11 protein-coding genes are annotated in these 22,063 nt (G+C 36.5%); 3 read left to right on the top strand and 8 right to left on the bottom strand.

What is annotated here, in order from left to right; translation table 11 throughout:
- Positions 1–31: 31 nt before the first annotated feature.
- Positions 32–3,325, bottom strand: coding sequence for an SNF2-related protein (locus IQ236_RS12765; RefSeq protein WP_193869608.1), 3,294 nt, complete (start codon positions 3,323–3,325; stop codon positions 32–34).
- 98 nt (positions 3,326–3,423) lie between these two features.
- Positions 3,424–10,542, bottom strand: coding sequence for a sigma-70 family RNA polymerase sigma factor (locus IQ236_RS12760; protein WP_193869607.1), 7,119 nt, complete (start codon positions 10,540–10,542; stop codon positions 3,424–3,426).
- 713 nt (positions 10,543–11,255) lie between these two features.
- On the opposite strand from IQ236_RS12760, the gene IQ236_RS12755 reads away from it, so the two are divergent.
- From IQ236_RS12755 to IQ236_RS12745, 3 genes are all read left to right on the top strand, one after another.
- Entirely contained in the window at positions 11,256–11,501 is a 246-nt protein-coding gene (locus tag IQ236_RS12755; protein ID WP_193869606.1) for a hypothetical protein, read from the top strand.
- Between the two features lie 146 nt (positions 11,502–11,647).
- Positions 11,648–14,701, top strand: a complete 3,054-nt coding sequence (locus IQ236_RS12750) for a DEAD/DEAH box helicase (RefSeq protein ID WP_228041595.1) — start codon at positions 11,648–11,650, stop codon at positions 14,699–14,701.
- 153 nt (positions 14,702–14,854) lie between these two features.
- Complete coding sequence (locus tag IQ236_RS12745) at positions 14,855–15,694, top strand: SWIM zinc finger family protein (RefSeq protein ID WP_193869605.1); 840 nt, start codon at positions 14,855–14,857, stop codon at positions 15,692–15,694.
- Between the two features lie 139 nt (positions 15,695–15,833).
- Here the strand turns inward: IQ236_RS12745 and IQ236_RS12740 are convergent, their stop codons facing one another.
- The 6 genes from IQ236_RS12740 to IQ236_RS12715 all read right to left on the bottom strand — a co-directional run bounded on the left by IQ236_RS12740 (position 15,834) and on the right by IQ236_RS12715 (position 22,038).
- Positions 15,834–17,114, bottom strand: a complete 1,281-nt coding sequence (locus tag IQ236_RS12740; RefSeq protein WP_193869604.1) for an MFS transporter — start codon at positions 17,112–17,114, stop codon at positions 15,834–15,836.
- A gap of 90 nt (positions 17,115–17,204) precedes the next feature.
- Positions 17,205–17,834 (bottom strand): CDP-alcohol phosphatidyltransferase family protein, encoded by a 630-nt coding sequence (locus tag IQ236_RS12735; protein WP_193869603.1) that lies wholly within the window; start codon positions 17,832–17,834, stop codon positions 17,205–17,207.
- A gap of 8 nt (positions 17,835–17,842) precedes the next feature.
- Positions 17,843–18,772, bottom strand: a complete 930-nt coding sequence (locus tag IQ236_RS12730; protein ID WP_193869602.1) for a phosphatidate cytidylyltransferase — start codon at positions 18,770–18,772, stop codon at positions 17,843–17,845.
- A gap of 8 nt (positions 18,773–18,780) precedes the next feature.
- Positions 18,781–19,590, bottom strand: coding sequence for an SDR family NAD(P)-dependent oxidoreductase (locus IQ236_RS12725; protein ID WP_193869601.1), 810 nt, complete (start codon positions 19,588–19,590; stop codon positions 18,781–18,783).
- Complete coding sequence (locus tag IQ236_RS12720) at positions 19,587–21,320, bottom strand: FAD-binding oxidoreductase (RefSeq protein ID WP_193869600.1); 1,734 nt, start codon at positions 21,318–21,320, stop codon at positions 19,587–19,589. The genes IQ236_RS12725 and IQ236_RS12720 overlap by 4 nt, the downstream gene beginning before the upstream one ends.
- Positions 21,301–22,038 (bottom strand): lysophospholipid acyltransferase family protein, encoded by a 738-nt coding sequence (locus IQ236_RS12715; RefSeq protein WP_193869599.1) that lies wholly within the window; start codon positions 22,036–22,038, stop codon positions 21,301–21,303. Before IQ236_RS12715 ends, IQ236_RS12720 begins: the two co-directional genes overlap by 20 nt.
- Positions 22,039–22,063 lie beyond the last annotated feature (25 nt).

Below are 22,063 nucleotides of genomic sequence, written 5' to 3'. Positions count from 1 at the left end.
TGAGCTTAATGGCTATCTGGTTTATCATTCATCATTGAATTGACAAAGGTTTAAACCATTCGTAACAAACTAATTGAATATCTTGCTCTTGAATTAGTTTTAAAGGTTTATCATCTTCAATATAATAGTCATTATAGAGATCCTGTTCTGTGAAAAAATCATCAAGCTCTAAAACTAAAGTTTTAACCGTTTTATGTTGACTGTAACTCTCCCAGATTTTCTTGATGTCTTTTTCAAATGGTTTTAAAGTAACATTAGTCACAATCTTTATGACTCGCTTTTGAATTTCTTCATCTAATTCATTCTTTTCTAAAAGTTCTAGTTGTTCTTGATTAATGGCTAGATAAATTTTTTGTAAAATCCCTGAAAGTTGAGGTTTAAGTTTACTACTTGATTCTCGCTTCTTAAAGTATTCCATTAAGTTACGAGTTGCTCCTTCTAATACTGAAAAGATTGCATTATCAAACTGAACTGGAGGCAACGCATCAGGAGGAGGAAAATCCGACTGTTTGCATTTAATCCAGTTGAAAATTTTACGTTTATCTGTAATTAAATGGTTGATATCAGTAGAAATATGCACCCCAATTCGAGGGTAGAAATGCCAAAAATGATCTTCTCCTGCACGAAACGCTAAGAAGATTCCCCCATCAGGATAGTTATTGGAGTCAGGAGTTAATTGTCTGGTACTGTGAATTCCTAATGGAATTTCCTCAACCAGTTCATGACCGACTTGTTGAATAAACTCTAACAACGGCAACCGCATCTCATCTAAGGAAACTAAATCTGAGGCTTGTTCGAGTTCCTCTAAAATTGCTTGTTTCTCCGCTTCAGTATCCGCTTTTTTGAGTCGGTAAAGTTCTTCTAAAGATTTCTCAGAAACCGTTTCCCCTAGAACACTGGCATCTAATCCCACTTCTCGGTCAATTGTTGCAATCCTTTCTTGGAGGCGGCTTACTAATCCTAATAGTGCCTCTAACCCTTCCTCTGGAAAACAGTTATAGATATAAAGGGTTTCATACTCTGTGCCTAAACGGTCAATCCGTCCAGCCCGTTGAATCATCCGTACAGGGTTCCAGTGTAAATCATAGTTGACTAACACCCCTGCATCCTGTAAGTTTTGACCTTCTGAGAGGACATCCGTACAGATGAGAATATCAATTGGTTTAATACGAGAGAGAAGCTGCTGGTATTCTTCTGCCGTTTCAGTATTGGCTTTAGGGGCAAATCGTCTAACTAATTCTCCCCGTTGTTTCCCTGGTGTAGCTCCTGTAATAATTTCAATCACAGGATTTCCCATTGCAGCTAACCAGTTTGTATCCTGCATCAGTTGCTCATAGAGATAGATAGCAGTATCCTTGAAGTAGCTAAAAACTAGGATCTTCTGACCTTTAATATTAGTCTCTAATAAATTTTTGAAAGCAACCAATTTTAAATCATAGTCTGTACCTTTCTCCACAGAGTTTTGAATGTTATCTAATTTGGCAATTACTCGGTCAAGAGCATTTAGATCCTGTTCAATATGAGAACGCAACGCATCAATTGCATAATCCTTGGGATTAATTTCCTCTAACAAATTAATAATTTCATCAATTGAGTTCTCTGATAACTCATCATCTGATTCCGACAGTGAAATTAGTTTTCGATACCGTTTGCTATCTAAAAGTTTGCCGTATTCTGTCAGAATTTTATAGAACTTTTTCTGAAATTCTTGCTGAGTGTTGATACTATTTCTAAAAGCTAATAGAGAACTTTCAAACCGTTTTAAATAAAGAGCTTTCTGAAGGGCTACTAAAGCTTGATTGCGTTTAACTTCCGTTTCATCCTCTTTCCCCTTACGTTTCTTAAACGCCTTAATATTATAAGGAGCTAGGTTTAAATTTTCGATGATAGTTGCAATCCCGCTATAAAGCCCTTTGTAGTTTTCCTCAAAATTATAAGTAAACTGTTCAAGTTGTCGTTTGGGGAATTTAATCAGCTTGCCAGCAATACGGATTTCTTCTCCAGCTAATTGTCTGCGGATCACATCTTGACGGGAGCGACGTACCATTGTTTCAAATAGCAAGTTTGTCATTGTATCTCCTTTCGCTATCCCCTGGAAATAAGTTTTGAGGTTGGGAATCCACTGGTCTCGATAGTAAGTTTCACTTCCCCTAGTCAAGAGTAAAATTTGATGATATAAATCAAAAATGCTATTATTAATAGGAGTAGCAGTCAAAAGCAAAACTCGCTTATTGCGTCGTCCACCACTAATTAATCGTTGTAAATTACCATAGCGATTTGTGGCAGAATTCCGAAAATTATGGGATTCATCTACAACCACTAAATCATAAGAACTATATTCACGAATATTAAAGTTTTGGCGGCTAATCTCTTCATGGGATAAAACAGTGGCTTTAATTCCAGATTCATCAAGTTTTTTATTCCAAACTAAATCTCTTAACTGGGCTGGACAAATAACCAAGGCTTTAGGAACATATCGAGGTTTTCTTAACTTCATCAGGTAGTATTCTAAAACTCGCAAACCAATAAAAGTTTTGCCTAACCCTACGGCATCAGCGACAATGCAGCCTTGATGTTTTTCAATCAGTCGGATCGCTCTCTCAAACCCTTCTTGCTGGAAACTGGCTAGTTCTAAATTTGTGCGATCACCTTCAAGATTAAGGAAGTCATCTTTAAATAGTTCATACAAAGCTTTCAGGAAAACCTGATAAGGAGTGTAAGGTTTACTCCCAAATTTAGAGGCATTTAGAGCCTCAATTAACTTGGGTTTATAGTTGAGATCAACGCTGGGATCATTCCAGAGTTTTTCAAACCAGTCCTGTTTTAAATTTTGAGCAACTTCTGGAATGCGGTTTACTAAATTTAGCTCTCTATTACGCTGAATCCCCGATAAAGTAAAATTGCTAGATCCGACAATGCTATAGTGATCAAAAATATAAGCTTTAGCGTGTAGAAACTCTCCTGTCGTTGCTCCAAATAATCTCACTTGAATATGGCTTTGTTGAAAATAAGCAATTACCCGATCAATTTGCTGTTTATATTCTTGCTTTAATTTTTTCTGCTCTAGTTGTTTTTTAAGGTCTTGACAGAAATATTCTATTAGATTAATTTGATCGCTTTCGGCAGGTCGAATCGCTGGATCACGACCAATTAGTAAGCGCAGACGGGTGAGAGTGTTGAGTTCTTGTTCTAATTTGATCCAAGCTTCTATTCTAAAAAATCCAGTTGCAATATCTAGGTTGGTTTGGCTTTTTTGTAAAATCAGCGATCGCAAAACCTCTTCAAGTTTATATTGGCTATTATCGATATAATCAGGAATTTTCATAATTTAATTATTTCTATTATAAAAATATTTAAAAGTCATCTGCATCAGATGATCAGGGGGGTAACTTTAAAAACACCCCCTGATCATAAATAGTAAGATTAATCACCGATTGATTGGAGAGCAAAACCTATGACCGGATTAATCTGCCAAAAGTCATTTTCTTTCTGGTTGACAAGACAGAGTTGATCACCCCAGTTAAGAACTTTTTTCACCATTTCTTCTGAGATATCTTCTAAATAATCAACTAAATCTTTAATAGATACTCCATTATCAGGAGGTTGACACCATTCAGCTAACCCCCTTAAAACTTTACGTTGTTCGGAGCGAGTAATGCCAAACTCAACGATCAAATGATGTGCTTCTTTGGAACTATTCACGGAATGTTTAAGCATTTGTAAATGAGACTCCCAGCGATGGATATCAGACTTAGAATTTTCATAGAAACGTTGAAGCAACATTGACCAATTTCCGGTCACTTCAGTGACTTTTTCACGAGCTTGTTGTTCACTGGGGAAATTATAATCCTCTAGCCATTGTCGAAGAGCGACATCATGCCAAGGTTTTAAACTTAAAATACTCAATCCTTCCATTTCACCAAAATTTAGATTTTTCTTAGCAATTAATTGCCATGCCTTCTGAGGATCTGCGATAAAAACAACCTGCACAAATGAGTTTTTTGATCTCAATTTTCCGACTTGTGAAATGGCTTGCTCAATCCAATGCTGATCCCAAGGACATGAGTAAGGCATAAAAACAACTGTTGTACCCTCTTTCTTTCGATTACGAATCGTGGTTTGTAATCGTTGGGTAAAATCAACCTGAGATAAAATATCATCGAAATACTGAAAAAATTCCTTGTTTTCACTGAACATTAATTCCAAAAAAACCTTCAAGTCATTAAGTCCAGCAGCAGGACAACCGAATAGAATGGAAACGCCATTTTTACAACTTTGAAGTTGCGATTGCTGTTGAGCCGTTAAAGGACTGCGACGGGAATCATCCTTATTTAAGCGAGAACGAAAAGTTGCAGGTTCATAGAGGAGAGGAAGTTCACGGTGTTTTAAGAGTGCAACTTCAATTTCTTCTGGGGTTCCCATCAGTAATGAAACATTAGGGCTTCTGAGGGTAAAGTATCCTCGTCGCGTTTCTCGTAAAACCCCTAAACCCACCATTTCTTCTAGTAAGACTTGGATTTCATCTGATGACAAATTGCGAAATCCTTCAGACCACCAGGACAGAACCTCAGTGCGAATCCACGACACCGAAAATCCTTCGACCATCCCTATTTTATTCTCCAGTGTTTCATACGCAATGGAGTAGGCAATCACCTCATAACGCTGATCCAGTTGTAGAGTCAACATAAAGCGTTCACGAATAGATTTTCTAAGGTCTTGGTTATTGTAAGCATCATCAACCTGTGCCGAAGTAATCACATAAGGAGGACTATGTTTTTCATCAAAATTGACCGCATCAGGATTGGTAATGTGCTTCAGCAATTGTTCGCAGTACAGTTGAATTAAACTGGGATAGTAGTTCGTTTGCGAAAGAATTCTTGTAATTAAATCAGGGGATTCAAAGCAATAGCCAATAGTCCCTAATGGACGTTCTACTAAAGATCGAGCTTCCCGCATTTCACCATTATTTAATAAAGGGCCAATGCAGATAGGTTGTCCAAAGTGAGCTAGGGGATGGTTCGCCTGTTTAGTTGTTCGCAGAACGTTATGTAAGCCAGCAAAAACAACTTTAAAACGTCGATTGGTTTCTAACATTAATTTTCTGAATTCATCGCATCTTATAAACCCTTCTTTGCCATCAGATTCCAGAAAATTATCTGCCTCATCCAACAATAAAAGAATCCGCCGTTTGCCATCTACATTTAACCAACTTTTTATAATTTGTTGTAGATTTTTAGCATCAGGAAGATGACGTCGTTTGCTTTCGATTATCTTCATTTCTTCTAATTTACTGATCAGAATAGACCAAATTTCATCTTGAGGTTGTGTTCTTCCAACTTCTTTAATATCTAAAAACTCAGCTAACCTTTCCTGATTTGGATTGTTAAAACTTTGCTGAACATAGCGCATGAGAACTGTTTTTCCTAACTGTCGTCCCCCATAAATCAAACAGGAACCCATCGGATCGATAATCGATTGCCGTTCTCGTTCTCGTCCATAAAACATCTCTGGGATAAACTGGCTTGCTGTTGTTGTATAAGGTTGTAAGAACGTAAAGGGTAAACTACAGTCAAATAACACAGGTAAACGGGCACCTCTTTCTCCACAAAGGTACAACATGAGGGTGTCATCAATGACAATAAAAGTACGACAACGCTCCCGACACAAACGAGCGAGATCTCGACGTCTTTTTTCGCTCATTCGTCCGAAATGAAATACAATCATTGGAGAACTGCTAGAAGTATCTCCAACCGCATTCAGAAGATCTTCTTCATTCGGTCTATCCCATAGACAAAGAATGCGGTAGTGTCCATGAGCTTGAGAGCCAAAAGTAGGAACTGGACAACGATTTTTGTCTTGAATTGGTTCAGTTCTTAGATCAATTTTGGTGTTATTTACAAAGTTCTTAATCTCAATTTTTGCTAAATTAAAACCCAAATTACTCAGAATTATACGAACATCTTTCTCTGTAACACCTTGTTTTCTTCCCTTGACGGCAAACCAAGTATCTAGCATTTCAGATGCTTTTTTGGCTTGAGTACCTGGTACTTTTTGCATCAAAATCGGCCCAATATTTTTGCCTTTGGAAATATTGAGAATTAGATCGCTTCGCTTATTAGAATTTCGATCAACAGGCTCAAGTACATCTTCTATCTTAGTATACTTCTTGAAAAAGTCGATAAAGTGGCTTTCTCTATGATCTTCAGGTTCAGGAATAGGTTGATTTCTTTGAACTAGATCAATATATTCATTCGCTGTTAGGATATCACCTGTATCCAAAACAGAACTAATCCGAGTATAGGCTGGATGTTCTAAGCCAATTTTATCAAGAATTTCCTCTCGAACTTCCTGAATTTTTCTATTTCTGTTTTTTTGAAAATTGTTATTAATTGCTTCTAAATGTTCAAGCTGTTCAGAAAAATGCACAGTCATCTCTAGGGCATTTTCTATGGTATCAATCTGTGCTACATAATCTAAACGATCTTTTTCTTCAACTAAACCTAAAGCTAGATCACCTTCAAGTTTTTTTCGAGTTTCCTTAACCACTCTTTCTAGCTCAACACGACAATTCTTCATCTGAGCATTTCGTTCCTGTTCCAGTTCATGAATATTAATTGAAGGTTCAGGATAAGCACGAAGATACTCAATAATTCGCCCCGTTGCTTCATGGTCTTTGTGATGACTCCGAGCTTCAAAAGCTTGCACCCAATTACAAGGATTTTGGTTGACTAGATGAAGAAGTTGTTTTACTAAATCTTGGCTACCTTCTTCGGGCTTCCATTCTAAATCCATCGGTAGTGAAGGAATTTTGAGTAACTCTGCATTGAGTAGATATTTGATTTGTGGTTCTAGTGTTGGTAAGGGTTGATTGGGTTCAAATAAAGTTTTAATGTCTTCTACGGCTTTTCGGCAACAGAAGATTCCTGCCTGAATATAAATTGAGGAGTTTTTTTCATCCACAATATCTAGTTCTGTCAAAACAGCTTGGTGAAGAGTTGAAAGATCTTGTTTCAACTTTTGAGTTTGTTTATGAGAATAATTATTGGTTTGATTAGGTCGATTTTCTTGAATATTAATCCATTGTCGTACAAAATCAACGGCTACAAAAACTTCTTGACGAATTCTATCTAAAGCCATACCACTGATAGCACGACCACTACCTCGAAAAAGACCGAGTTCTCTTTGTGTTCGCTTAACTTCTTCATTAATTTCAGTTTCATTAGAGAACCGCTCAACATGATTTTTAGCAACATCTAGCTTGTTCAAATCATTTTGTCTAACAGGTAATAAAAGAGAATCGAGCAGTTTATTTGGCTTAAATAATTCTCTCCAAACTAGCTTGGCAATGCCATAAATCATGTTGAAATTTGAAGCTTGAGACCACCATGTTTCAACGTTTTGGATCAAATCTGACTGTTGTTTTTCCCAGATCGTCAGATCTTTGACTGTTTTAATTGCTGTGATATCTAAAGCCAAACCTTGATTACTATACTGGGCAATAATTTGGCAATATTGATAAAGTTGATTCAAACCTTCTCCTAAGCGAAGTGAATTAAGAATTTGTGAAGCCTGAGTATGAGGTGCTAATAAAGCAGGGCGCAAAGTAGCTGTAACTAAAAGTAAACTAACTGCTTGATTCCACTCACTGTCACCAGCCATAAAACAATCCTGAGTCAAATCAGTAAAGTCATCCTTGAGAAGATTGGCAATTTCTCCAATTCCAACGTCATAGCGTACATATCGACCTAAAATAACTCCCCGAATTATTCTTGATGGTAAATGGGGTTTAAAATTAGGGTGTTTAGTTTCAAGGCAACGCGCTAAATGAAAAGCAAGGCTGAGTTTATTTTCACACAGAAGTTTCCAAATTGGAGCACGAGTAGCTAGTGGCTCTTCTTCACTAATTTCATCGGGGACTAACACAGCAATTTGTAGATTAATATCGTTTCGATTTAATTCTTCCTCAAGCAGTATATCTTGCTCTTTTTGTACTAACTCTGGGGTGTTTGCGATTTCAATTGTTTCACTCTGAGTTATATACTGTAAGGATTCAATAGGCTGAAATTCGAGTTTTATTTCATCAGTTTCTTGGAGTGTAATGACTTCTGAGCTAGAAGCTAAACCAGAGTCTAATTCTGTATTATTGGTTTTGGGAAGTTGTGCCGTTTCCAATTCAGGTGTAACTAAGTTTTTAGGCACGATTGGGGAATTAACTTCACTATCGCTTGAAATAACTAACTTTCCTCTGACTGCTACTACTGATAGAGGTTTACTGAAAAACTTTTCAACAGATTCTTGTAGATTGGTGCAGGTGTCATCGTCTAGCTCGTCGCAGTGTTCAATGAGTGTTAATAGGTGTGAAAAAGGATGATTTCCCTCTGCTAATTCTTGACTCTCAGGAGCTAAGTTCAACTCCTGTGATTGAGCAGATATAGTAAAATAGAGATCGGACGCTTTTTTCTGGCATTCTTGCAAAGGTTGAAAATCACTATTTTCCCGATAAGTAATTGACAAAACTCGATTTAAAACTATTAATGCACTTTCTCTAACTTTCGCTATTTTACCTTTTTTCTTTTCAGCATAATCAACGGCATCTAATAAAGATTTAATATCTTTCAGTGAAACAATATCATTGGTATTTTGAGAATTTTGTAATCCTAAAGCTTCAGCTAAGGATACTGATTTGTGATAAAGTTCAACAAATTGACTCCGAGATTCTGCAAGTTCTACAATTAGCTTTTCCGATATCGGTATACCCGGATCAACCAGCTTAAGATGTTCATCAAAAACTTGATCCTTGAGTTGGTTAAACTTGAACTCTAAAGAGGCTAGTTGTTGTAATACATCAGTTAAACTTTCTGGCATTAGTTCCGATCCTTTCTTACAATAGTTATCTTTTAAATCATTAAGCAAAGTTTTATTTGTTTCCTGCCCCTGGTAGCAATTATTATGGTTTTTAATGTTAATCGGTTCAATATTCTGGTTTTTTTCTATATTTATTTTGTTTTTTAATGTATTTTGAGCAATAAAATCTGCTGGCGTAACTCTAGGTGGATTTTTATAAATTACTGCTGGCTTGGCTATATTTTGATCATGAACCCTGCGTAAATGAGCGAGAGATTGCTTTTCAATTTGACGAATTCTTTCGCGTGTAAGATTATAGTGATCACCGATTTCTTGTAAAGTTTTTTCCCGACCATCATCTAACCCATAACGAAGACGTAAAACATCCCTTTGACGGGGATTAAGAGTCTCAAAAAAACTTTTGAGATAATCTCGATTTTCTTGTTTAAGTATATAACATTCTGGCGTTTCTCCCTGAAATTCAATCAACTCCATCCAGGTCAAATCTTCTAAATCATTATTGGGTGTTTCTAAGGAAATTATGGGAAGATTTGATGTCAAAATAAATTGTAGTTTTTCGGGTGTAATATTTAATTGATTTACGATCTCTTTAAAAGAGGGATAATAACCAACTTGTTTAAAAAATAAATTTCTAAAATCCTTAATTTTAGAAATAGTGTTTCTCAGATGAATAGGTAGCCGAATGCTACGACATTGGTTAGCGATCGCTCGTCTTATACCTTGGCGAATCCACCAGTTTGCATAAGTTGATAATTTATAACCTTTCCTATAATCAAATTTCTCAATAGCTTTAATCAAGCCTAAATTTCCTTCTTGAATTAAATCTAAAAAATCAATTCCTCGATTCATGTATTGTTTGGCAATTGAAACCACTAATCTGAGATTAGCCTCAATTAACTTGTTTTTAGCTTCACGTCCCTTAGAAACGCATTGGCGAAGTTCTAATAATGATATATTAATTCCATCAGCCCACTCTTCATCCTGAAGATGTCGCTTCAACTTCGTTTGCAGTTTGTCTCTGGCTATCTCGACTTCTTTTAATGCAAAAAACTGTCGAGCTAAAATTTGCTCTTCTAATGGGGTTAAAAGTTTAATTTTACCAATAGCTTGTAAATATAGATTCACAGAATCTTGTGTTTCAAAAGGAGTTTTTATATTTCCAAATTTTAGAACTTCTTGCTGAATTTTATAAAGGCTTTGAGAGTCTCGGTTAAAAGCATAAATTTTTTCTAATTGGTTTAAATCATGATAAGTTGGATCAGCCAAGTTAATTATATACTTATAAATATTAACTTTTAAATTCATTTGCTGATCAAAACTTTGGCGAGGACTGACTAATAACAACTGTTTGTAGTCCTTTGTTCCTAAAAATAAGAAGTAAGAAGGGCGTTTACAAAAACTCTTGGCAATTGCCAACATTCGATCTGTTACCTCATGCAGCGAATTCCACTGATTAGGATAGAATTGAAATAAAAATACCTGTAGCTCTCCATGACATTGATCTGAAATTAAATAAACCTGCTTAATAGCTTCAGCACTTTGGGTTGGGAGTTCCAAATCCCTCACATCTAAGCTTTGACAAATAGTATTATAACCGAGGTTGCTAAATAAGACTGCCACTTCTTCTGGGCTGTTAATCTTTCGGATATCATCTAACTCTACTCGTCGATTGGGCATACTTTGGCAAAACGCTTTTGAACCAGTAGTTACAAGGATTTGTTCCTAATGCCTTGGCAAGTTAGGAGTTTTGAACTTTTTATTTAAGTCTATTGTAAAAGATTAGGGGTTTTATAAAAACCTAATTTTTACTGAACTTCTAAGTGAGCTTTTTCCTACTTATTCAACTTTCAACTGTATTTATACTGAACATCAAAGAACAAATTTTACTGTTGTTAGGTGCTGAAAAGTGCTAATACTCCACTACAGCAAAGTTTTTCCTTAACAGGACTTACGAACTGGTAGAACAGACTCTGACTCTCTAAGAGAGAATAACAAGGCAAGGGTGTTCTACAGAGAGGATTGTAGCTTTTGTATTCCTGAGTTTCTGATTGAAAATTAATAAATGTTAACAAGAAAGGGCTTTTAAGATTTGGCGGTGCGCTCTTCTGGCGGGGCTAGAGCCATCGCATCTTGTTCAGTAGGGGATAAAATTTTTAATTGAGCGATCCCCCATTCTAGTAACTCAGTTATATTGACAGAAGATATTATCTCAAAGATTACCAATAACAATTATAGGACTTAGAGGTTATTTAATTTACTGCCACAGTTGTTAGGTTAAATTTTTACGCATGTAAAAACAGTTAAACACAGATCAGAAAGCAATTTGTTCGGCAAATTTTTCCCCAGTCATTGATTATATAATATTAATTTGCAATAAAAATTGTTTTTTAATGAACCAAGCACAACAAAAATTACTCAATATTGAAGAGCGCATAGAAGTCCGGGTACAAGATATTCGTGCTTCTCGTGACTGGTGGCCGTGTCGCCGAGGATGCGCTCAGTGTTGTCGTCAACTCGCACAACCTCTCGAACTGAGTTTACAGGAATGGGTACGAATTGATGAAGCCGTTGCGGCACTACCTGTGCCAATTCGCACTGAAATCGAGCAGAAAATCACTCAACTTCTGTTTAATTGACAATCGTGATTAAGTTGTAGACTAATCCAACTTCTCAGAGGTGAGAAAATTCAAGATTTATTGAAAATGTTCGGATTGACAAACTAATCGAGTATGATTGTTAGAACCCGATATAAAATATAAGCAAATAAAAATAACATCCCACCATGAAAATCCTGCACGGAACCTGGATTCCTGAAACAACAGGTGATTTCATCGAACAAGGTGCATTTTACCTTTGGGTTGAAACTTCGACCCGCAAAACAAAGCGAAACTCAGACAGACTTCATCCCCAACATCTAACAGCCTCGAATTTAGAAGCATTTGTGCGAAATGAACTGGGGATTTCTGAACCGGATTCCCGTTTAATCTCAAATCGGATTTCCCTGAAATACTTTACCCTACCAACCGTTAATGGGCAACCGCTTCCTTCACCTGAATTAGCAAAATACTTAGAAACTGGAACACATAGCTTAGACTTTGAAGAATTTGCGACTTGGGAAATTACAACCTATCAATTAGCATCTAGCCGCAATACCTATAATTCCCTCAACACCATTATCAAACTTCTGAAAGAAATCCATTTCTTCGCTCAACAAAACCCCTCAGAAATGAGTCTCGGTTCTGACCTCTTCTTTTGGTATCACTATACCCAATCCTTTAAACAAATTCTTTATAAAGATCAATATATCCCCGCGCTTAAATATCGTCAGCTTGCTTCTCCTAAAACCAAAGGTAAACGTTCAACTCAAACTCCGTTATTTGAAATTTATTCTGGCTGGGAAATCATATCAGAACAATATCAATCCTTAATTACTCAATCAATCAACTCAATGCCTTTAGCCTGTGTATCAGGTTCTCTAGTTCCTCAAAATCCAATTCAATTTTATAACAAAGAAACTTTACTGCGCCATTTTTCGGAATCTTTACTGCATGAAATTGTTACGCAAACTCCCTTAACAGCTAAGTTTAATCAACAAATTGCTGATACGCTAGTCGATCATTGTATTCATCCAAATCCCCAAAATCCCAGAACCAGTTCAGCAGATTTTGAAGAATATCAACAATGGTTAGCTTGGAAAGAAAAACTCACCCACAGCCAAACAACAGCTGCCTTTGACCTGTGCTTTCAACTCCAAGAAGCCACTCACGAACAAGACAATTGGTTAATTCATTTTTCCGTTTCCTCGAAACAAGATCCTTCCTTTAAGTTATTATTAAAGGATTATTGGCAACAACCTCAAAAAAAGAAAAAAGAACTGTATAATTATGTCGGAAAAGATTTTGAAAAATACCTATTACTTAATTTAGGATATGCAGCAAGAATGTATCCTAAACTGTGGCAGGGATTAGAAACAGATCAACCGGTTGGGTTAGAATTAAATCTGATTGAAGCCTTTGAATTTCTTAAAGAAAGTGCTTGGATACTGGAAGATGCAGGATATAAAGTCATCATTCCCGCTTGGTGGACACCTGAAGGTCGTCGTCGCGCTAGAATTCGTTTAAAAACCTCTTCCCGTTCTTCAGGAAAAGCATCAGCCAATCAAGGATTTTTTAATTTAGAGACGTTAATTCAATATCAATATTCCCTCTCCATTGGCGGTGAAATTGTTACCCCCAAAGAATGGGAACAACTCGTGAATGCTAAAACACCCCTGATTCAATTTCGGGGTCAGTGGATGGAATTAGACCAACAGAAAATGCAGCAAATGTTGGAGTTTTGGCAAAAACACGCCGAAGAACAACCCGAAATCAAACTGTTAGATTTCGTGAAAATGTCGTCTTCCTTAGAAGATGAATTAGAAATCGAACACGACTCAATGATATCTGATTTGATGGGGAGATTGCAAGATAAAAGTCAACTCACAATGGTAGCTGATATTCCCCAATTGCAAGGAACCTTAAGGGATTATCAAAAACGGGGAGTATCCTGGTTACAATACTTAGAAAATTTAGGGTTAAATGGCTGTTTAGCTGATGATATGGGTTTAGGAAAATCCGTTCAGGTTATTGCTCGATTAGTTCAAGAAAAAGAAACAGCAGATTCTACTTTACCTACCTTATTAATTGCACCCACTTCCGTGATTGGCAATTGGCAAAAAGAGATTGAAAAGTTTGCTCCTCATTTGCAAACGATTATACATCATGGTAGCGGTCGAATTCAAGAGCCAGAAGCGTTTAAATCGGCTTGTCTGAATTGTGATGTTGTAATCACTTCTTTTACTTTAGTGCGTCAAGATGAAAAATTATTCAATCATCTGGAATGGCGACGAATTGTTGTTGATGAAGCTCAAAATATTAAAAATCCTAAAACCGCTCAAACTCGTGCGATATTAAAACTTTCGGCTCAATATCGATTAGCTTTAACCGGAACTCCCGTTGAAAATCGTCTCCTAGATTTATGGTCAATTTTTAATTTTTTGAATCCCGGATATTTGGGGAAAGAAGCTCAATTTCGCAAGTCCTTTGAAATTCCCATTCAAAAAGATAATGACCGGATGAAATCGATAACTTTAAAGAAACTGGTAGAACCGTTAATTTTGAGACGAGTTAAGACTGATCCTTTAATTATTAATGATTTACCCGATAAAGTGGAACAAAAAGTTTATTGTAACTTAACCAAAGAACAAGCGTCTTTGTATGAAGCGTTAGTGAAAGATGTGGCTGAAAAAATTAATGAATTTGAAGGGATTAAACGAAAAGGATTGATATTATCGACCCTGATGAAGTTAAAACAAATTTGTAACCATCCGGCTCAATTTTTACAGGATGGAAGTGAATTTTCAGCCGAGCGATCGCAAAAATTACAACGATTATCAGAAATGGCAGAAGAAGCCATATCAGAAGGTGAAAGCTTATTAATTTTTAGCCAATTTAAAGACGTTTGTGATGGTTTAGAACGGCATTTTAAACATCATTATCATTATAACACCTATTATATTCATGGGGGTACAAATCGGGCGAAACGGGAACAAATGATTGCTGAATTTCAAAATCCTGAGACAGAACCTTCTGTATTTATTCTTTCTCTAAAAGCGGGAGGGGTGGGAATTACGTTAACAAAAGCTAATCATGTGTTTCACTTTGACCGATGGTGGAATCCGGCGGTGGAAGATCAAGCAACAGATCGAGCTTTTCGGATTGGTCAAACCAAAAATGTATTTGTTCATAAATTTGTGGCTTTAGGAACTTTAGAAGAAAAAATTGATCTTATGATATAAGATAAGAAAAAGCTTTCTTCTCAGGTTGTGGGTAGTGATGAATCCTGGTTAACAGAATTGGATAATGAAGCGTTTCAACAGCTTATTCAATTGAATAAAGTGGCTTTATTAGAGTAGTTAATTTTGTCGTGTTTAAAAGGAGTATGATTTATTATGGCTCAATTTAGTCGGACTTGGTGGGGAAAACAATTTATTGAAGCATTAGAAGCCTTTAGCGACCCGGCACGTTTGGGTCGAGGACGTTCTTATGCAAGGAATGGTAAGATTCTGAAGTCGAAAATTGATCAGAATCGAATTACAGCAACGGTTAAAGGTTCAATTAATCCCTACTTTGGAGTTTATAAAGAACCCCGATATAATACGACGATTGAAATTACACCGATTAGTTCTAGCGATTGGTCGAAAGCGATTCAACATTTGTCTTCAAAAGCAAGTTTTGTGTCTAAATTATTAATGAATGAAGTTCCTGATAATATTGAAGATGTGTTTTCAGATTTAGGGTTACATTTACTTCCCCAGAGTCAAAAGGATTTTAAAACCAATTGTTCTTGTCCAGATTGGTCAAATCCTTGTAAACATATTGCGGGGGTTTATTATTTAGTAGCATCCCAATTAGATGATGATCCGTTTTTACTTTTTCAATTGAGGGGTTTATCGAAAGATGCTCTCAAAGCCGAGTTATCTCAATCTCCTTTAGGACAGATTTTATCTCAAGAATTGACAACCCAGGAAGTTTCTGTACAACCTTCAACGTCTTTCTATACGACTGTGGAAACGGAAGGAATACCAGAGAAGATGAGTGCGCGAGAGTTTTGGCTAGGAACCCATCGACTTCCTCAAGTTGTTGAAGAACCCTCTGCTGTGAGTTTACCTGCTATTTTGATTAAGAAACAAGGAGATTTTCCGACTTTTTGGAAAAAAGAACAGTCTTTTATTCAAGTTATGGAAGAGTTTTATGAACGAGTCAAAACTAAGAATAAGAATTTGATTTAGCTGAGAAATGAAGAATAAGGCGTTTGAGTAGCAATCGATACTGTTCTTTGTTAAGTTATTTGTGATTAATCGATAGCTGATAGCCATCGGTCGTTAGTCATTGTTCGATTTCACAGAATTTTTCGATCTACTGAGTTTGTTATTCAATATCAGGTAATTCATCTTCTACCCTACGAATAGTTGGATAATTATAAGCAGCAACTGTTGCTAATATTACAAATATTCCTACTAAAATGAATAGTAAGCCAATACCCCTGCCTGGGCCGACACCAATCACTAGACCAACACTATTTGCTAGTAATCCATCTGGAAGTAATAACGGCTGAAATACATAGTCTGCTAAAGGGCCAGCCACAAGGTAAGCAAAGGGAAAAGCAGCCCAAGCGATCGCACCCCGCAAGGCAAAAACACGACCTTGAACTTTTGGGTCAACCTTAACCTGCCAAATTGAATTATGAGAGCTAATAATCACGGGAACGCTAAAAAAAGCACAGAAAGCGGCAGCACTAATTAACATTGGTTCAGGTTGCAAACCTGCTACTAAAATTGAAAAGCCTAATATAAATTCAAAGCATAAAACAGCATCAACTTTCCGCTTAAAACCGCTCCAGGTACTCATTAAAATAGCTCCCAATAACCAACCGCTTCCACCTATAGAAAAAATTTGACCTAGAACTTTCGCATTGGTAAAACTTAACACCATTGGAGTTATTAATACTTGTACTAACCCAATCGTGAAGTCAGTAATAAAAAAGAATATTAGGAGCATTAATAAACCCCGACGAACTTTGATATAATACCAACCTTCAACGATATTCTCTAACAGTGAAGTTGGAGAAAAGTTGCCATAATGGTGATGAGGGACATTAGGAAATGAAATAAATATTAGTGTTGATATAGCTATAAAAAAGGTAATAAAATCAATTAAAATAACACCATATATTTTAATTGTATCGACTAATATTCCAGCTAAGATAGGCGATAATAATTGTCCTGCTCCTTGAGCAAGTTGAATCATACCATTAGCCCGACCAAAATCTTCTTTAGAAACAAAGATCGTTGGGATTGTATAATAAGCTGGTTGTTGAAATCCTTTGCAAGCAGAACTGACTCCAACTGCTAGATAAAGATGCCAAATTTGTAACCAACCTTGCCACATCAGCAAAGCAATAGAAAGAGTACAAAGAGCGGCAACGATATCACTTAAAATGATCAGCAAACGTCGATTCCATCGATCAGCAATTGCGCCTCCAAAAGGAGCAAGGATAATATAAGGTAATTCAGCAAATACATACATCAGCGAAAATTGTACTGATGAGCCAGTAGTCTGATACAGCCACACTCCCAATGCAAAGCGAGTCAACCCAGAACCAATTAGAGAGATTAGCTGTCCAAACCAAATCAAAAGGAAAGTCTGCATTTTTCTAGTGGTTAAGTTTTGCTATAGCTTTTGCCAGTTTTGCGCTTTTTCTGCTGATTTCAAGGCTCTTTATTATTGATCATGGTATAACTATATGCCAAGGGCGATCGCCCAAATATATACAGCCGTTAGTCCAATTGCACCGAAAGTAAATATTGCATACCAAATACCGACCAGCTTCAGCATTTTAAAGTTTCCTAACATTGCTAAAGCTAATAATAAGTAAAGACCATCGAAAACTAACTTCATTATGTTATCAGGCAAGACAAATCTCGCTGTAAATACCAAAGGAATAAACAGAGCCGCATAAGTAACAGGTAAGCCTGTATAATATTGTTCATTTCTTTCATTTATTAAACCTGTGGCATTGAAATATGCTAATCGCAAAGTAGTTGCTGCTAAATAAACTATTAATATTGTGATCGATAATAAATCGTTCAATCCAAAGCAGTACGCAAAAATTGCTGGACTCAAACCGAAGGAACAAAGATCAACAATACTATCTAATTGCTTACCCACTTCGGACTGTAATTCTGTACGAGAAATTTTCTTAGCAACAAACCCATCAAATAAATCAATTATGCCAGCATACATCATACAAATTAAGGCTTGATTATAATATCCGTTTACAGTAAACAGAACCGAAAAAAAACTCAAAACTAATCCGGTTAAAGTTAAACTGTTAGCTAAATCAAGTTGACGCAGAATAGGACTAAACATTTTGCTCCTTAATTCATCAAAAAATTGAGATGATGTTGAAAATTTACGATAATATAAAAAATTGGAATTGTAAATATAAGGCTATCAAACTTATCTAAAATTCCTCCCGTTACTGCTAAGATTTGACTAAAATCTTTGATTCCTGCTTCTCGCTTGAGACAAGAGGCAATCAAATCACCCGTGAGTGCCAGAAAAGCAACTGCTCCTGATAATAACAAAACTTGCCAAAGCTGCCATTCTGGTAAAATAAAATGAGCAAAACCACCCAAAAGTAGACAAGATAGCAGTCCTCCTATAGTTCCTTCCCATGTTTTATTAGGACTAATTTTAGGAATTAGAGGAGTTTTTCCTAAGATTTGACCAACCCCTTGAGAAAAACCATCATGGGTTAAAACCAGTAAGATGAGAAGATTAAATTCTTGATAAAACGAGTCAACCAGTGTGAGTAAACAGGCGAGGGGTAGGGTGATCAAAACCATGCCAAAAGCTGTGGTTAACATTCCGTACATGGGTGGGGGATGATCAAAGATAAAAATGGGGAGGGCAATTCCGACCCAAGTAGCAACAATCACCCCGAAGAAAATTGCTAAAGGATTTTCCCACAGACCCCCAACAATTCCAACAGTTCCTAACAGTTGTAACAACATTACTAAAGGAATAGCACCATATTTTATTTGTACAGTATTGAGTAATTCCTGCCAGCCAAAATAGGCTAGTAATAAAGTCACAGGGAGCAATCCGTATTTTCCCAGTCCAGCCGCACCCATTAAAATTAACCCAATGGCAATTAAGATGGCTAATTTTAAGGCATGATGTTTAATTTTAGCGGCATCCCGTCGATAGATGATGGCAAATAGAGTGAAAAAGGATAGCGCTATCGCAATTTCTCCCCCCAAAAGAGTCAGCGTTGGTACAATTAACGGATTGAAAATTTCCACAATTATCCTCACATTTTATAAGACACTTTAATTTTGAATCTGAATATTATCCATCTGACTAAACCGGGTAGATGGCGTTTCATAAAAATAATTATTTTGCTATAGTTCGCAATAGCTTTTTCCGGTTTTCTTTGGGAGATCGCCTTCACAATTTCTTGGGCTGCTTGGGTGGGAGAGATTAATAATAATGACGGAATAGAATCTGACCAGTCTGGATGCCAAACCCCCTCGTTATCGACTTGGCGAATTTCCGTTGCCACATACCCAGGACAAATGTGTATTACCGATACTTTATCAGTCGCTAATTCTTGAGATAAGGATTCGCATAAAGCCCGTAAAGCAAATTTGCTCATACTATAAGCAGAATCACCACTCAAAGCAATGTAACTTTTAACGCTACTAATCACCACTAATCTTCCCTGGGTTTTTTTCAGGTCATCTAAAGTAGCGTGGATTGTGTTAAGAACTCCAAACACATTTGTAGCAAATAGCTTGCGGTAATCATTCACGCTTAAGTCGGCTACTTTCCCTTTTAAAGACCAACCCGCATTGGCAACAACGATGTCAATTTTACCGAACTTACTTCGAGCAAAACTGGCAGCTTTTTCAACTTCTTCATCTATAGCTACATCACACTGAATCGCTATTACCTTTTGACCACTAGGGTCAATTTCTGTGGCTATAGCGGTTAATCGTTCTATGCGTCTTGCTAAAAGTGCTACCTTTGCGCCTTCACGAGCAAGTTCTTTGGCAATTTCTGCCCCAATACCAGAAGATGCCCCAGTAATTAATGCTACTAAATCCTTAAACTTGTTCATATTGTTTTACTATCTCTCGAAAAATTGTCAATTCCAAAAATGTTTTGCGGATCGTTAGCGTGTTTAATCTGTTTAATTAATTCAATGCTATCATCTGATAGAGTATTTTTAATAAATTCTTGGCGACTTTTGCCAACACCGTGATGATGAGAAATAGACCCCCCATTTGCCATGATTGCTTGTCTCAAAGAATGCTCGATTTGAGTAGAAATTACTTCTGGGAATTCCACTCCTTTACTGTAAAAGCCAAACATAAAATATAAACAAACCCCTGTATGGTAGATTTGACTAATTCGGTAAGATAGATAAGGCTTTCCAGGTAGATTAAATTTCTGATGTTGCTCTTTCAATGTCTGGTCAACAGCATGACAAAGTTGATGAATTTGGCTCCAAGAAACAGAGGTTTCAAATGTTTCACCAATAATATAAAACTTTAATAAAAAGTCGCGCATATAAGCAATAGCATAAGTTAGCATATAGCCCCGATGTCCATTTTCTGCCCCCGATACCAAACCTTGATATTTTTTAGCTAAGGCATATATATTAGCTTGTTGATAGGCAACCTCTTGAACAGAGCCTTCCATCACAATAGTTGCTGCTACCATTTGGTGAGGATTAAAGCCCCGCAGATTTAATACATAGATTTTTTTGAGTTTATCAATCCATGCTTTAATATGAGTTGACTTTGGTTTAAGTGCTTGACTGAAGCGAAATTGGTTATTATCAACTAAGCGAATGCTAGCTGGTACAAATCCATTATGAGCTAAGTTATATAAAAATTTTACTCCTAACTCGAAGTTAGGAAAAACGAGAGAACCGTATTTTTTTACTTCGGGAAAAGGATTAATTTTAATCACGGCTTTGGTAATTAATCCTAAGTTGCCTTCGCTCCCGAATAAGAGATTTTGAATCTGTATTCCCATCGAAGAGCGGGGGGTTGGTTGTATTTGTTCAATTGTGCCTGTGGGAGTAATGAGAGTAATATTTTCTACAATTTGCTCAATATTACCATAGCGATTTTTTTTCATTCCACTGGCATTTGTAGAAATCCAACCTCCTAAAGTTGAAAATTCTAAACTATCAGGTTCGTGACCGCAAATAAAACCATCGTTTCTTAACTGTTCCTCAAGCTGTTGACCTGTAATTCCTGCTTGAACACAAGCGCGGAGATTTTCTGGATCGATCCACTCAATTTTATCCATCCGTCGCATATCGACAGAAACTACCATTCTTTTTTCATTTTCTGGTAGCTTTAAAGCACAGCTAACATTAGTTCCACCTCCAAAAGGAACCAGACAAATATTATGTTCTATGGCAAGATTGATGATTGCTTTTGCATCTAATTCTGATTGGCAGCAAAATACCATATCTACAGTTCGGTCTAACTTAGAATAAAGCACTTTGTAAATTTCTTTAAAAGCACTTTGTCCATGACTGTGAAATAGGCGTTCTCGATCTTCAAAAGTATATTGATTACTAGGAAATATATTTGCCAAGGCTTGACAAAAATCTTTGTTAATGGTTGGAGGGTTGATCGACTTTTCTGTAATTTCTTGTTGTTGGTCATGGGAATTAATTTTAATCCCTAATTCTTCTTCTATATAGGGAAGGAAATTAGGCATTTTATAACCTGATAGATTGTAGCGATCGCCTGTCAACGTTACAGAGCGATCCTCATTAATTACAAACTGGGTATCGGCAAACCCCCATTTATGTCCCCAAGTTTTCATAAGTCAAACCTCCTAATAAATTGTCACGCAATTGAGAGATCGCTACATACACATCATTAATAATTTCTTGTTGAATTTGCCGATTGTCAAGTAGATGTTTTTTAGCTTGATAATGGCTGAAGTCTAAAGGTAAGCCAAAACTTACATAAATTGGATGTCGTTTAGGGCAACGTTTACCTTTAGGCAAAGATTGATAAGTCCCATAAATATAAGCAGGAACAACCAAAACATTTAAGTGAAGCACTAATAAGCCTAACCCTAGTTTTAGCGGTTGTAGTTCACCAGTTACAGAACGAGTTCCTTCTGGAAAAAAAACAATTACTTTATTTTCAGCAACAATTTTTTGGCAGTAGCGCACAGAACTTAAAAAATTACTTTTTCGTTTAAAAGCAATCATATTAAAGAAATTCTTGTACACCCAAGCTTTAAACGGTTCTTGAAAAAAGTAATCTTTTGCTGCTAGGCTATAAACATCTTTAAAATGTTTACCTTGGGCTGCTATCAGTGCTGGGCCGTCAAGATGGCTAACGTGATTAGCGGCAATTATATAAGCTTGCCCTTGGGGAATATTATCTATTCCTTGACATTTCAGTTTAAACCAATGTTGGTAAATGGCTCTACCCCCAATCCAAATCATATTTTGGACTGGATTAACAAGACAATTTGGAAGGTGATTTTTTTTCATTAATTTAGATGGATCATTGGTGAGTAAAGTCATCTCTTATTTCCCCATTAACTTACCT

Origin of the sequence: Planktothrix mougeotii LEGE 06226 (assembly GCF_015207485.1) — a bacterium.
Classification (GTDB): Bacteria; Cyanobacteriota; Cyanobacteriia; order Cyanobacteriales; family Microcoleaceae; genus Planktothrix.
Note: the sequence above shows the minus strand (reverse complement) of the source record. Positions and strands in the feature narration are given on the sequence as shown.

What these genes read in the sequence shown, in the direction of transcription:
- IQ236_RS12720 (WP_193869600.1), bottom strand. Translation starts at nt 21,320, where the DNA reads ATGAAAACTTGGGGACATAAATGGGGGTTTGCCGATACCCAGTTTGTA.
- IQ236_RS12735 (WP_193869603.1), bottom strand. Translation starts at nt 17,834, where the DNA reads ATGTTTAGTCCTATTCTGCGTCAACTTGATTTAGCTAACAGTTTAACT.
- IQ236_RS12725 (WP_193869601.1), bottom strand. Translation starts at nt 19,590, where the DNA reads ATGAACAAGTTTAAGGATTTAGTAGCATTAATTACTGGGGCATCTTCT.
- IQ236_RS12740 (WP_193869604.1), bottom strand. Translation starts at nt 17,114, where the DNA reads ATGCAGACTTTCCTTTTGATTTGGTTTGGACAGCTAATCTCTCTAATT.
- IQ236_RS12745 (WP_193869605.1), top strand. Translation starts at nt 14,855, where the DNA reads ATGGCTCAATTTAGTCGGACTTGGTGGGGAAAACAATTTATTGAAGCA.
- IQ236_RS12750 (WP_228041595.1), top strand. Translation starts at nt 11,648, where the DNA reads ATGAAAATCCTGCACGGAACCTGGATTCCTGAAACAACAGGTGATTTC.
- IQ236_RS12755 (WP_193869606.1), top strand. Translation starts at nt 11,256, where the DNA reads ATGAACCAAGCACAACAAAAATTACTCAATATTGAAGAGCGCATAGAA.
- IQ236_RS12715 (WP_193869599.1), bottom strand. Translation starts at nt 22,038, where the DNA reads ATGACTTTACTCACCAATGATCCATCTAAATTAATGAAAAAAAATCAC.
- IQ236_RS12765 (WP_193869608.1), bottom strand. Translation starts at nt 3,325, where the DNA reads ATGAAAATTCCTGATTATATCGATAATAGCCAATATAAACTTGAAGAG.
- IQ236_RS12760 (WP_193869607.1), bottom strand. Translation starts at nt 10,542, where the DNA reads ATGCCCAATCGACGAGTAGAGTTAGATGATATCCGAAAGATTAACAGC.